Source organism: Marinobacter sp. Arc7-DN-1 (assembly GCF_003441595.1).
Classification (GTDB): Bacteria; Pseudomonadota; Gammaproteobacteria; order Pseudomonadales; family Oleiphilaceae; genus Marinobacter; species Marinobacter metalliresistant.
In genome coordinates, this window is sequence record NZ_CP031848.1 from 280799 (window position 1) to 293980 (window position 13182).

11 protein-coding genes are annotated in these 13182 nt (G+C 58.0%); 5 read left to right on the forward strand and 6 right to left on the reverse strand.

The window, feature by feature from the left end:
- The 4 genes from gspL to gorA are packed head-to-tail and all read left to right on the forward strand — an operon-like array spanning nt 1 to nt 3953.
- Entirely contained in the window at nt 1-1305 is a 1305-nt protein-coding gene (gene gspL / locus D0851_RS01390) for a type II secretion system protein GspL (protein WP_117617024.1), read from the forward strand.
- 4 nt (nt 1306-1309) lie between these two features.
- Nucleotides 1310-1840, forward strand: a complete 531-nt coding sequence (gene gspM, locus D0851_RS01395) for a type II secretion system protein GspM (RefSeq protein ID WP_117617025.1) — start codon at nt 1310-1312, stop codon at nt 1838-1840.
- 54 nt (nt 1841-1894) lie between these two features.
- Entirely contained in the window at nt 1895-2566 is a 672-nt protein-coding gene (locus D0851_RS01400; RefSeq protein ID WP_117617026.1) for a GNAT family N-acetyltransferase, read from the forward strand.
- A 25-nt stretch (nt 2567-2591) separates the two neighbouring features.
- On the forward strand, nt 2592-3953 hold the full coding sequence (gorA, locus tag D0851_RS01405) for a glutathione-disulfide reductase (RefSeq protein ID WP_117617027.1): 1362 nt from the start codon (nt 2592-2594) through the stop codon (nt 3951-3953).
- Nucleotides 3954-4002: 49 nt separating this feature from the next.
- Here gorA and D0851_RS01410 read toward each other — a convergent pair whose 3' ends face one another.
- From D0851_RS01410 to D0851_RS01420, 3 genes are all read right to left on the reverse strand, one after another.
- Entirely contained in the window at nt 4003-5946 is a 1944-nt protein-coding gene (locus D0851_RS01410; RefSeq protein WP_117617028.1) for an ATP-binding protein, read from the reverse strand.
- Entirely contained in the window at nt 5939-6871 is a 933-nt protein-coding gene (locus tag D0851_RS01415; protein WP_227539398.1) for an ABC transporter substrate-binding protein, read from the reverse strand. Before D0851_RS01415 ends, D0851_RS01410 begins: the two co-directional genes overlap by 8 nt.
- 83 nt (nt 6872-6954) lie before the next feature.
- On the reverse strand, nt 6955-9132 hold the full coding sequence (locus tag D0851_RS01420) for a TonB-dependent receptor plug domain-containing protein (RefSeq protein WP_117617029.1): 2178 nt from the start codon (nt 9130-9132) through the stop codon (nt 6955-6957).
- A gap of 131 nt (nt 9133-9263) precedes the next feature.
- On the opposite strand from D0851_RS01420, the gene D0851_RS01425 reads away from it, so the two are divergent.
- Entirely contained in the window at nt 9264-9908 is a 645-nt protein-coding gene (locus D0851_RS01425; RefSeq protein WP_117617030.1) for a J domain-containing protein, read from the forward strand.
- A gap of 14 nt (nt 9909-9922) precedes the next feature.
- Here the strand turns inward: D0851_RS01425 and D0851_RS01430 are convergent, their stop codons facing one another.
- The 3 genes from D0851_RS01430 to D0851_RS01440 form a co-directional block, all read right to left on the reverse strand.
- Nucleotides 9923-10918: a bile acid:sodium symporter family protein gene (locus tag D0851_RS01430; protein WP_117617031.1), complete on the reverse strand. Its 996-nt coding sequence runs from the start codon at nt 10916-10918 to the stop codon at nt 9923-9925.
- Nucleotides 10919-10921: 3 nt separating this feature from the next.
- Complete coding sequence (locus D0851_RS01435) at nt 10922-11599, reverse strand: FadR/GntR family transcriptional regulator (RefSeq protein WP_117617032.1); 678 nt, start codon at nt 11597-11599, stop codon at nt 10922-10924.
- A 79-nt stretch (nt 11600-11678) separates the two neighbouring features.
- Nucleotides 11679-13169 (reverse strand): flavin-containing monooxygenase, encoded by a 1491-nt coding sequence (locus D0851_RS01440; protein ID WP_117617033.1) that lies wholly within the window; start codon nt 13167-13169, stop codon nt 11679-11681.
- Nucleotides 13170-13182: the final 13 nt, after the last annotated feature.

Below are 13182 nucleotides of genomic sequence, written 5' to 3' on the forward strand. Positions count from 1 at the left end.
ATGTCTTATCGCCTTTACGTCCGCCCGATACCGCCTTTTGCGGACGCTGACCAGAATCCCGGTGCCCAGATGTTCAACTGGGTGCTGCACGACGCCAGTGGCGATACCCAGGCCCGTGGAACCGGAGACACCCGCGATAGCATTGAGCAGGCTCTGGGCCAGAACGCTCTGGACAATGTTTTGCTGATTGGCTTGATTCCCGGCGACGAGGCACTGTATTGCCTTGCCGATATTCCGGCCAAACAAAGTCGCTTCATCCACCAGGCGTTGCCCTACGCCGTTGAGGAGCAGATCGCCCAGGATATTGATTCCGTTCACCTGGCGCTGGGTAGCCATACCGATCACGGCTACCGGGTAGCCGCGATTGACCGCGAACGCATGGCGCAGTGGGTGACGCTGTTCAGTGGCTGGGAGCTGGTGCGCCTGGACGCAATCTATCCGGATGCCTCTGTGCTACCACGTACCGCTGGCGGCTGGTCTGTCTGTCTGGATGGCGATACCGCGATGATGGTCAGCGAGCGGGGTGAGTGGCTGAGCATGCAGTCGGCCAATCTTGGCATGTTTGTTCACACCCTCGCCGCACCCTCCGCAGACGAAGTGGTTGCGGAAATACCCGTAACCCTCTATGGCACCGAAGAGGAATTTGAACTTCAGCAATCGGGCATTGGTGAGCTGAATGCTTCCGGCCGCCTTGTGCTCAAGAAAGAAGTCCTCGAGCTCATGCCACTTGAATTGCTGGCCTACGCCCATCATCACCATCTGTGTGAGCCGGTCAATCTGTGCCAGGGCATGTTTTCGACAACGTCCGGCAAAACGAGTCCGCTGAAGCCCTGGAAACCGCTGATTGCGGTTGCCGCGGCCTGGTTTGTCATTCAGGTAGCGCTGCAGGCGGGCATGGGATTCTATTATCAGAACCAGGCCGAAGCGCTGAGAAATGACGCTATGGCGATCTACCGCGATGCCTTTCCCGCTGATCGTCGAACCCATGCCGGTAATGTCAGGCGTGTCATTGAGGGGCAGCTCCGGGTTGCCGGCGCCAGTGGTCCGGAGGTGGACTTCATCACCCTGATGAAATACACCGGCCAGCAGTATGCGCGCTTGCCGGGGACCCAGTCGGTCAATTTCAATTCGGTGAACTACAGCCGCTCCCGGGGGGAACTGATCGTGGATGTGCGGGCCGATAGCTACGATCGCCTGAGTGCCTTGCGCAATGGTCTGGCGAGTCAGGGCCTTGAGGCCCGGATTGGTTCGGTGGTGAACGAATCCAGCGGTGCCCGCGGCCGCCTGACCGTATCCGGAGGTTAAGGGTATGCTTTCCAGAATCGAGGATCAGCCGGTGGTGGGCAAACTGATTGCACAATACGACCAGTTACCGAGGCGTGACCAGCAGGCCCTGATCGTGCTCGCGATCGCAGTCTTTATCGGCATTCTGTACTTTGCTGTCTGGCGCCCATCGGCGGAGTTCCATGACCAGTCGTTGAGCGCCCGGGATAATGCTGCCGAGCTGCTGGCCTGGATGCAGGCGAATGAACAGACGATCCAGCGCCTGGGCAATTCCGGTCGGGGCACCGCATCGGCCGCCGCAGACAAGCCGGAAGACGGTCGAGCCCTGATGGCTCTGGTGACCCGTTCCGCTGGCGAAGCGGGGTTGTCACTGCAGCGGTTTGAGCCCGGCGGCGAGGGCGCTATTCGCGTCTGGCTGGAGAACGCACCGTTTGCAGAGGTTGCGGCGTGGCTTGAGAATCTGAATACGAACCATGGCGTGATGGTTGATCAGGCCGCCGTGGACAGGGCCAGTGAACCGGGGCGGGTTTCCGCTCGTTTCACACTGACCATCTGATTCTGGAAAACAGATTCCGGGCCGGTGCCCGGAATGACGCGGGAGAGGAAAGTGATGAGTAACGGCAGCGACAACAAGAATAAATCCGAGCCAGCCATTGTTCGCCTGGACGACAGTGCGCGCAATGAAGCCAGATCCATACTTTTCCATGCTTACCGGAATGAACCGACATTCCAGTATCTGTTTGATCACCGCCGGCCGGGCTACGAGCAGCGGGTCCGGGCCACCGTGCGCGAACTGATTGATCTGTATCTGGAGCACGACCAGGACGCCATCGGGGTTATGGTTGACGATACCCTCGTTGCAGTGGCTTTCATCGGTGATCCCGAACTGCGGATGAATCTGGCAGACCAGATCAGCTGGCGCATTCGTATGGTACTGACTACAGGTTTTGCATCCACGCGCCGTTATCTGGATTACCACGAGAAAATCCGCAACCTGTTGCCACAGCCCCAGGCCCACCAACTGCCGTTGATGGGGGTGAATCCAAAGTATCAGAACCGGGGCTATGGCCGGCTGTTGCTGAAAACGGTTGAGAAACTCTGCGCAGAAAATCCGCAGGGCAGCGGGCTGGTACTGGATACTGGTAATAACCGTTATCTGCCATTTTACGAATCGGAAGGTTTCCGAAGCCTGGGCAAGATCCGGCTCGGAGATTTCGAGGATCACGTTCTATTCCGGGAAGTGCATCCGGAAAGCAAAACGGCCGCGCCAGGCCGTGCCTGATTTTTAATTGTTAACGGGAGAAGCTGTGTCTGACCAGCAGGATTTTGATCTGATTGTTATCGGAGCCGGCTCTGGCGGTGTTCGACTTGCCCGTATGTCGGCGCAACGAGGCGCCCGCGTTGCCGTGGTGGAATCACGGTACCTGGGAGGCACCTGTGTCAACGTGGGGTGCGTGCCCAAGAAACTGTTTGTATACGGTGCCCACGTTCACGACGAGCTGGAAGACGGGGCCGGTTATGGCTGGCAGGTCCCGCTGGATGACGTCCGTTTTGACTGGCCCAAGCTGGTCGCCAACAAGAACGCCGAAATTGAGCGCCTGAACGGCATTTACGGCCGGCTGCTTGAGAATGCCGGGGTTACAATTATCGAAGGCACCGCCACTGTGTCCGATGCCCATACGGTTGTGGTCGGCGACAAGTCATATACGTCGAAACACATTACCGTGGCCACCGGCAGCTGGCCGGTGATTCCGGACATACCGGGTAAAGAGTGCATTCTTACCTCCAACGAGATGTTCTACCTGCCGCAACTGCCAAAACAGGCGGTCGTCTGGGGAGGTGGTTACATTGCCGTTGAGTTTGCCGGCATTCTGGCCGGTCTGGGCGTTGAGACCACGCTGTTGTATCGTGGTGACCTGTTCCTGAGAGGATTTGATGGCGATGTCCGTCGGTTCACGGAACAGGAAATGCGCAAGAAGGGCGTCAACCTCCAGTTTGGCGTAACGATCAAATCGGTTGACGCTGAAAATGCCCATTACCGGGTGCAACTCAGTAACGGAGAGGTCATGGAAACCGGCCTGGTGATGGCTGCAACAGGCCGGCGGGCTCTGGTCGACGGGTTGGGGCTGACAGATCTGGGCGTCCAGCTGAGTGCGTCCGGGCATGTGGTTGTGGATGATCATTTCCAGACCGCCGTCCCCTCAATCACCGCACTGGGTGACGTGATTGGCACTCCGCAGCTCACGCCTGTGGCCCTGGCGCAAGGCATGGTGCTGGCCAGACGACTGTTCGGTGACGGCCAGGGCGACATGGATTATTCCGCCATACCCACCGCTGTGTTCTGTCAGCCCAGCATCGGTACGGTTGGCCTGACCGAGGAGGAGGCCCGCGAAGCAGGACATTGCCTGCGGATTTATCGCTCCGAATTCCGGCCAATGAAATACACCCTCAGCGGACGGGATGAACGCAGCCTGATGAAACTGGTGGTGGACGATGAAACCGACCGGGTGTTGGGCGCCCATATGGTCGGGCCGGATGCCGGCGAGATAACCCAGGGCCTCGCCGTGGCCATCAAGGCCGGTGCCACCAAGGCGCAGTTTGATTCCACGCTGGGTATTCACCCGACATCGGCGGAAGAGTTCGTCACCATGAGAGAGCCGGTGGCCTGAATCAGTCCTGAATCACCAAAAGGCGCCCAGGGAAGGGCGCTAACCCACCTTAAAGCTGTATCCAGCGGCTCAGTACTTCGCTCAGATTTTCCTTTCGGACCGGTTTGGCCAGGTAGTCATTCATTCCGCTGTCAAGGCAGCTTTTCTCCGTGCCTGGCAGTACATCGGCGGTCAGCGCAATGATCGGCGTTCCTGACTGACCGTTACTCTTCTCCCAGTCCCTGATGTATCGGGTTGCCTCGTAACCGTCCATAACCGGCATCTGGCAGTCCATCAGAATCACATCGTATCCGTTGTGATTGGTGGTTACCTTTTCCAGCGCTTCCTTGCCATTGTCGGCGGAATCGGTCTGAAAGCCCAACCGGCTGAGCATGGCCGTGGCAACCCGCTGGTTCACCGGGTTGTCTTCCACCACCAGGGCATGGCTGGTTCCGCCTATCGACTCTCGCGGCAGGATGCCGGGGGGATTTGGTCGGGCACTGGTTTCTGCCAGCTCAAAAGGCAATTCAAACCGGAACGACGAACCTTTGCCGAGGTCGGTCTCAACCTGAATGTGGCCGCCCATCAGCTCCACCAGGCATTGCACCAGAGACAGGCCCAGACCGGTACCTCCGTGCAGCCGGGTGTTTCCGCCGTCGAGCTGTTCAAACGAATTAAAAATGTCGTGCAGGCGCTCCACCGGAATGCCAGACCCGGAATCGCTGACTGAGCAGTTCAGGATGACGCAGTTGTCTTCAAGACCGAAGCAGCCGGCCTGAATATTGATAAAGCCGTCACTGGTAAACTTGATGGCATTGTCCACTAGCCCGGCGAGCACCTGCCGAAGGCGCGCGGCATCACCGGTAACCAGTGGGGTATCGGGCCAGTCGCCGTAGAATGTGAGATTCAGGGCCAGGCCTTGTTGCTCGGCCACATGCCGGTAGGTAGCGGTGCAGTTCAGGATGAGTTGTCTGAGGTCAAACTCCTGAGTCTCCAGCTTGAGAGTTCCGCTGTCCATACGGGAATAATCAAGGATGTCGCCGATCACGGTAAGCAGATCCTCGGTGGACTGTCGGGCCGTGATGAGGTAGTCGCGCTGGCGGTTGCTGAGTGGTTCTTCCTGAACAAGGTCAATCATGCCGAGTACACCATTAAGCGGCGTGCGTAATTCATGGCTCATCGTTGCAAGAAACTCGGATTTCGCCTGATTCGCCGTTTCCGCCTTTTCGCGAGCACTTTCAGACGCCTTCAGGGTCTGATCCCGGGCGGTCTGCAGGCCGGCCAGGTGTTTTGCCAACTGATTCAGTTGCTCTTCAATGGCGATGATTTCCCGGGAGGTCTGGCGGGTATTCAGCGGTCGTTCCTGGTAATCGCCGGCTGTCAGCTTACCGATCCGGTCGGTCAGATCCCGGACCGGAGAGAGGATAGTGGTCAGGAAATGGTTGATGATCACGATGGTGAACAAAAGCAATGCCAGACCGACGGCAGTGGATGTCCACAGAATGTCCATGCGACGGTCCGCCAGAACATCGGTGCCGACACCGACCTGCACAGTTCCCACCCGCAGTGCGCCCGAACCAAAGCCATAGTCCGGTTCAAACCACTCCGCGGTGCGTTCTGACCCGAGCTCCAGAGGCCGCTGGAGAATTTCTGCCTCAAAAACCTGATAGCGTTCCGGGTTTTCCTGCGGATTCACCGGTCCTTGGGCAACGAAGCCGACCTGCTCGCCCAAAACATCCGATACCCGGATCCAGTCCGTCCTGCTGCGGCGTAGGGATTGAGAGAGAACCTGCTCCAGAGCCAGGGTGTTGCCGGATACAATCGCGTACTCCAGAGCCGGAGCCAGACTGTCTGCCAGCATCTGGCTGCTGTCTGACAAGTCGCGACGGGCATCCTCCAGCCGGGCTGATGTGAAAAACACCATAAGCACGAGGAACATGACAACGGCGGGCAATGCGCCGAGCAGCAACAGCTTGCGGGACAACGGGCGCTGCTGTCGGGGCGTATTACTCATCAGACACCTCTCCGTTGACGGTCAGTTGTCGATCCACCCGGGCGGCAATGTCCTCCCGGCTGGGCAATGGGATGTTCAGGGAGCGCGCGACCTGTTTGTTGATTTCTACCCGAAACTGATCCGGGTAGGAGGGCGGAGGGAACTCTCCGGTCTCAAAGTGGCTGTCCAGAAATTGGCTGGCCAACTTAACCATCTCGGGAAATGGCGCATAACTGGATGCCAGTGAACCCGCTTTCACATAGGCCTGGGTGGGCCCGATGACGATCTGGTTGCGGCGATAGGCGGTCAGCAGGATGTGCTTGATGGTCCTTGGGTTGTAGATGGCACTGTCGGGAGCGGCCAGCAGGAAATCACCATACCCCAGCGCCCGAACAAGGGTTGGGATCAAGTCGTCGGCGTCATCCACCAGGAAAATCCTGCCGGCCATTCCGAAGGCCGGCAGTTCATCAAGCAACGGTTCATAGAGTTGCACCGAATCCGCGGTTGCCAGCAGGGCAATCCTGGTTGCATGGGGCAGGATTGCCTTTCCTGTCAGCGCCTGACGGATCAGGGGAACATCGTAAAGAATGCCGGAAATCTGGCCCGGCGAGCGATCGGCAAATGTCGAAATAAACGATTTTTCCACAAGCATCGCAAGAATGGGCGCCGAGCGGTTGCCCTGGCGGACCCGGGAGAAGGCAGAGGGGCCAATGGTGATGACCGGCGCCTCCGCGGTCATCGGAATCTGGTCATCGGATATCGGGCGCAGGTTGACGCCTTCGCCCAGTTGCGACTGAAGTAAGCTGGTTAAATGCTGGTCCAGGGCGCCATTACCAGAGCCGGCCAGATAGACGGTCCGACCGTTTGCCGCATCCTCGGCAATCGCCGAGTGGCCGAACGCCCAGATCAGCAACCCCAGGCAAAGCCGGAGAATAAGCCTTCGCACCAGCGCCCGGTTCCGCGTTTCAGAAAAACTGTTTGATGTGTGCGTCATACCGTCCAGGGTCAGATGCTTTCCATAATAGGTGTTCAGAAGCGAATTCCAGCCTCAACGAAAAACTGGTTGTGGTCCTCAATCCGGTTGTCCGGGCTCATCCAGGCCTGAAGATCAAGATAATGCTGGATCGTCAAAGCCAGCACATAGCTGTAGTCCGGCCTGTCAACGCGCCTGGCGAGGCGAAAATCAGCGCGCTCAAAGCGGGTCTCCCGGACTTCGTTAGTCCAGTAATAGGATACTGAAGATTGTAGTTCGAATGGCAGCTCCTGTATCCAGGCAGCGCTACCCGAGTGACGGGCAGACAGTCGGGAAAGCAGGCCGACCACATATCTCTGGTCCTTGGGCGAGAGGGCGGCAGGACCACCGGTATAATACCCTTCCTGATCCATGTAAGCATAAGTGGCTCGCAGCATGGTGCCCGGGAATGTGAGTGAGGTCTCAAGTTCGACACCTTCCTGCTTCATGGCAACGTTGTTGGCGATGAACCACTCTTCTTCGTTAATGACCCCACTGATCATGTCCCGGAAATCATCGTTGAAATACCGGATCTCCGTGGACAGCATCGCCTGCTCAAAACGGAACTGACCAAAATAGCTGATTTCCCGGGAGGTGATCCACTCCTCATCGAGATCTTCTCCATAGGTGGAGGTGCTGCTATCCACCAGATCCTCGATCAGCAGGCGGGTGCCCTCGAGCGCTTCGTAAGGGGCGCGCACATTGGCCGGCCGGTAGGACCAGTCGGGGGACTGTTCAAAAGCATCCGGTGTACGCACAGCCCGGGAGAAGACAAACCTCAGGGCATGGTTGTTGTTCAGAATAAAATTGGATGCGATCCTCGGAGAAAAATAGCCCTCGTCGGTCGTAGAGGTTCGTTCCCAGTTTCCGCCCGCGTTGAGGGTCAGCCAATGGCTCGGTGAGTATTCCAGGTTGGCGAACAGCCGGCTCTGATAAGTACTGCCTTTGCCATTGAAGAAGGTTTCCGAGTCGTAGCCGTCGTTGCGGTAGCCCAGACCGGACACCAGTTTCAGGCCCGGATTGAAGATGATCGTGTCCTGAATCTCGAATTCATGACGGGATTCCTTGATATCCTCATTCAGATCTGCGATGAGCGGAGAGGTCTGGGAAGGGAGTGGCACTCCCGGAGGAAACAAGTCCGCCAAAAAATCCGGAGCAGTTGGCGGGGCTTCTCCCGGTTCCGGTAGTTCGGGGATTCTGACAGACCAGCGTTGACGGCGCTGCTGAACCTGGTGGCTGGCTTGAACATGATAAAAGTGATTGGGGGAGGTGGCGCCATTAAACTGGACCTGCAGGTAGTAGTCGTCCGCCATAATGTCGGGGGGCGTTATTGCGCCCAGCTTACCGGATCTGTCAGGATCCTCTTCGTTGATGCCGTCGATCACGCCGGCTCGGACATCCACGGAGTGGCGATTGTCGATGTTTACAGTGCTGTCAAAGTTGAAGTTGTTGACGTTGTGGCCATCGTGAAAGGGGGTTACTCCATCCCTGATGGTGTCGAAACCATTTGACTTGCGCTTTTCGTAAGAAAGCCGCCAACTACCGGCCTGGCTGGCCTCGCCTGCGGACGTAAAGGTCCTGACAAAGCCCCGGGAGCCAGCGGTTGCATACGCTTCCACGCCGGCGGTGTCCTGGGGTGAGCGCGTGATTATATTGATACTGCCCAGGAAGGCGTTGATACCATCTGCGGCGGAGTTAGGACCACGGCTCACCTCGATCCGTTCTATGTTTTCCAAGGCTACCGGCATGGTAATCCAGTCAACGTCTGCCAGGCTGACCCGATAAGCCGTACGGCCATCGATCTGAACCTGCATCCGTCGTTGCTCGTACTGGGATGTTCCGTGATAGGCGGCGACCGGGTTGTTGCTGCCATATGCACCAACGACCATGCCGGGAACCAGCCTGAAGGCTTCAACCAGGTTCATGATGCCCAGATCGCGAATCATGTCGCCGGTGAGGATGGTGGTCGTGCCGGGCACCCGAAGTTTTGACTGCCGTAATCGTGTTGTCGTCAGAACCTGGGGTATCTCGGTTTGCACACCATCAAGGGCGAGCAAGCCGGGCATGAGATCAGATGTGGGGGATTGGCCGAATCCTGTCGACGGTAACAACGCACCGACAATCAAAGTGGTGCTGAGGCAGGTCAGGAAAAGGCGGCCCTTTTTCACTTCTGCCGTTTTTGTCGCTTGGTGCATGGTTGACGTTCTATAATCTGCCGATAAAAAGGTTGTTACGATTTTATAGTGGTTAGTGCCTATCGTAGGGGACTACGGTCTTTTTGTCTCTCTAAAATGTAATGAATGTCAGGCCCGGGAGTTACAGCTCTATGAATTGTTGGGAAATCCTCGGAATTGAGCCCACCGGCGACCGCCGGAGGATCCAGGATGCGTATGAGCAACAGCTAAAATTTGCCTCTGATGCCGAGGCCCGGCGCCTTGAGCAGGCGTTTCGGGAGGCGGTGGGTGATGCCCCGGAGCCACTGGAGGAAGAGCCGGTAGCCGTTCGGCTGCAGGAGCAGGGCCGGGCCGGGGATGAGGTGGCTGATCGTCCACTTGATGCCAACGACGGCCAGGTTGTCCGTGAGGTGGTTATCCAGATCAAGGCGCTGCTGAACGACTCCTCCCGGAGCAAGGACGTCGGTATCTGGAAGGCGATTCTTAATGAACCGCCAGCGGATCAGAAGCCATTGCGCCGGGAGATTGGCCGACAGCTTGAGCCGCAGTTGCGCCCAATGGCTGAAAACGGCACGTTTCCCGCTCCTGTCGCCCAGTTTCTCGGGGACTGGTTTAACTGGTTCAGCGTTGAGCAGGTTCGGGATTTGCCGGATGAGCGCAATTACCCAGAACGGGAGATGGCGGAAGCGCAGGACGATGAGCCTCCCCAGATGGTCAATTTCTGGCCTGCGATCATTGGCTGGATTGTGGGCCTGGTCATTCTTGCCGCGCTCTTTGGCGGAATGGGGGGCGGTTAAAGCCGCCACCCCGGTTATTCCGCTTTTTCTGCATTGGCCTGTTCAATCTTCTCCCGGTATTTCTGCGCAAGGATTGCCCCGACGATCACCTGGATCTGGTTGTAGCACATGATCGGCAAAACGATCATCCCGAAGCCCGGGTGGCCGGAGAACAGTACCTTCGCCATGGGCAACCCTGATGCCAGGCTCTTCTTGGAACCGCAGAACACGACAGCTGCCTCGTCTTCGAGGCTGAAGCCGAATCGCCGCACCAGAAACCTGGCAAACACTATAAACAGCGAGAGCAAACCCAGGCACAACGCGATAGCGAACAGGATCGCCTGCAACGGCAGTTTCTGCCACAGGCCGCTTTCCACCGAGAAGGAAAAGGCCGAGTAGACAATCAACCAGATTACACACTTGTCGTAGCGTGCCATCAGGCTTTCATTTCGCGCCAGGTAACCGCCCAGCCAGGGCCGCATGGCGTGGCCAACCGTGAAGGGGAGTAGTAGTTGCAGGATAATGTCTTTCAGCGCTTCGGCCACTGAAAAGTCTCCGCCCCCCGAGGTGCTCACCAGCAGCAGAAGCAGGAAGGGTGTCAGCATCATGCCGAAGACATTGGAGGCGGCGGCGCTGCAGATGGCCGCAGGTACGTTGCCCCGGGCCATGGCCGTGTAGGCGATGGAGGAGGAGACCGCTGATGGCAGTACACCCAGGTACAGGAACCCCAGGCCCAGATCTTTCGGCATCCAGGTTGGCACAATGTCGCTCAGGCCGTTGATGGGCAACACCGCCAGCGGGAAGAAAATGAACGTGAGCGATGTGATCAGAATGTGCAGGCGCCAATGGGTGGCCCCGGAAACAATCTGCTCCCGGGACAGGGCGGCACCGTGGAAGAAGAAGAGCAGGGCGACCGCTACCGTGCCGGCGGTCGCCAGCATGTCTCCGGCCTGGCCCGTAGCGGGCAGAAACGTTGCCAGAACGATGGCGCCGAGCAGGAGCAGGGTGAAGGTATCAATCCTGAACCTCATATTTCAGGACTCCTGCCGCTTGAGCGCCTGAAGGCTGGGTTTCAATAATTCCCTGGCAAGGTTCTCCGCCCTGGTCTCATCCTGCCGGCGGACCGCGGCCAGCAGAAGTTCATGATCTTCCTGGGACGGCTCTGGCAGGTCGGTATTGGTTTCGGTCTGCTCGATGGTCTGGCTGACGGCGTGGGAGAAGTAATTGTACAGCTCAGCCAGTGCCGGGTTATGGGAGGCCGCCACCAGGGCGTGGTGGAAGGCTTCATCATGGCGGATGCGGCTTTGCAGATCCCCACCGGCTTTGGCCCGCGCATCGAGGGCGCTGGTCATGTTCCGCAGATCCTGGACTGTGCGCCTTGCCGCAGCCAGCTTGGCGGCTTCGGTTTCCAGCATAATGCGCACTTCCAGCTGATCCGCCAGTTGGGTACGGGTGATCCTGCGGAGTGTTTCGCCGGCGTCCCGGGTGGCGCGCACGTAGGTGCCATCTCCCTGCCGGGTTTCCAGCATCCCCACATGCACCAACACCCGAACCGCTTCGCGGACAGTGTTCCGGCCTACCCCGAGAGCGTCTGATAACTCCGATTCCACCGGCAGACGATCGCCAACATCCCAGTCGCCTTTTTCGATGGCATTTCGGAGGCTTTCTATCGCGGTTTCCACAAGCGAGCCTTTGCGGATACGTTCTAGCATGTGTCTATCATCCCTCAAACCTATGACCCAATCATCCTATGAATTAGCGAAGGCTTCAAGTATTGATGAAGGATTTGCCTCAGTCAGATGGCTGAGAGGGATAAATAAACTGATAGTCCGCAGTGTCCACCCGTCGTGTCGCGAAACGATAGGTGAAGGTAAACCCCGGCCAGTTAATGGTATTCCGGCCATTAGCATCAAGGTACCAGGAAGTACACCCGGAACTCCAGACAGTGTCTTCAAGCCCGTCCTGGACGACATGGGTAAACCGGTCCTGCCTGTCCTGGCGAACGTCCATGGCGGAGCCGGGGTATTTTCCGAGCGCATCCAGGCAACCGAGGACATAACGGAACTGGGACTCCAGCATGTACAGAATGGAGTTGTGGGCCAGGTTGGTGTTGGGGCCATACAGCATGAACAGATTGGGAAAGCCGCTGACGGTGATGCCTTTGAAGGCGGCTGCGCCGTTCTGCCAGGCCTCGTTCAGGGTCTTCCCGCTCCGGCCGGTTATCCGCATGGGGGAGAGAAACTCCGAGGCCCGGAAACCGGTCCCGCAGATGATGGCATCCACCGGGTGGTGGTGGCTGTCTCGGGTAACTACACCGGTCTCATCAATATGGTCAATGGGGTCGGTAATCAGATTCACATTTGGCCGGTTAATGGCCGGGTACCAATCGTTGGAAATCAGAATGCGCTTACAGCCGATTTTGTAATCGGGGATGATACGGTGCAGCTTTGCCGGGTCGGTGACCTGCTTTCTGGCTTCTCGTTTTGCCTGGTTGGCATGGAACTCCAGCAATCCGCTGAATTTGGTGAATGCCAGGGCCCGGCTTTCGTTTTTCCAGTAGATCAGATAGCGGTAGACCCGGTCCCAGGCCGGGACTTTCTGGAACAAGGCCTGCTCCCAGGGTTTGAAGGGGCGGTCCGGCTTGGGCAGCACCCAGGCGGCAGAGCGCTGGAACAGGTCCAGCTGTTTTACCTTTGGGGCAATCTCCGGCACAAACTGGATGGCACTCGCGCCAGTACCGATAACCGCTACCCGCTTACCCGTCAGATCATAGCCGTGATCCCAGCGGGCTGAATGAAACAGCTTGCCTTTGAAGCGCTCCAGGCCATCGAGCTTTGGCCAGGCGGGCTGATTCAACTGGCCTGTTGCCGTGATCAGCACGCTTGCGGTCAGTTGCTCGCCGGTGGCCAGAGTAACGGTCCATTGATTGTTGTTGTCATCAAAAGCCGCCTCCTGCACTTCCGAATTAAAACGGATGTGGTCGGCCAGCCGGTATTTGGCGACACAGTGTTCCATGTACCCGAGGATTTCCCGTTGCAGGCCAAATTTTCTGGACCAGTCGTGCTTGGGTTCAAACGAGTAGGAGTAGAAGTGGGACTGGACATCGCAGGCTGCGCCAGGGTAGGTATTGTCGCGCCAGGTGCCACCCACCCGGTCGGCTTTTTCCAGCAGTGTCAGGTTGGTGTAGCCCGCCAGCTTCAGTTTTATGGCTATTCCGAGGCCGCCGAAACCGGCGCCAATGATCAGAATGGATGGGCGTTCACGTTCGCTGGGCGGGGTCATGGAAGGCTGTCCG

Bases quoted from the DNA above. Each gene is read 5' to 3' on its own strand.
- gspL (WP_117617024.1), top strand. From the start codon at position 1: ATGTCTTATCGCCTTTACGTCCGCCCGATACCGCCTTTTGCGGACGCT.
- gspM (WP_117617025.1), top strand. From the start codon at position 1,310: ATGCTTTCCAGAATCGAGGATCAGCCGGTGGTGGGCAAACTGATTGCA.
- D0851_RS01400 (WP_117617026.1), top strand. From the start codon at position 1,895: ATGAGTAACGGCAGCGACAACAAGAATAAATCCGAGCCAGCCATTGTT.
- D0851_RS01410 (WP_117617028.1), bottom strand. From the start codon at position 5,946: ATGAGTAATACGCCCCGACAGCAGCGCCCGTTGTCCCGCAAGCTGTTG.
- D0851_RS01420 (WP_117617029.1), bottom strand. From the start codon at position 9,132: ATGCACCAAGCGACAAAAACGGCAGAAGTGAAAAAGGGCCGCCTTTTC.
- D0851_RS01425 (WP_117617030.1), top strand. From the start codon at position 9,264: ATGAATTGTTGGGAAATCCTCGGAATTGAGCCCACCGGCGACCGCCGG.
- D0851_RS01430 (WP_117617031.1), bottom strand. From the start codon at position 10,918: ATGAGGTTCAGGATTGATACCTTCACCCTGCTCCTGCTCGGCGCCATC.
- D0851_RS01435 (WP_117617032.1), bottom strand. From the start codon at position 11,599: ATGCTAGAACGTATCCGCAAAGGCTCGCTTGTGGAAACCGCGATAGAA.
- D0851_RS01440 (WP_117617033.1), bottom strand. From the start codon at position 13,169: ATGACCCCGCCCAGCGAACGTGAACGCCCATCCATTCTGATCATTGGC.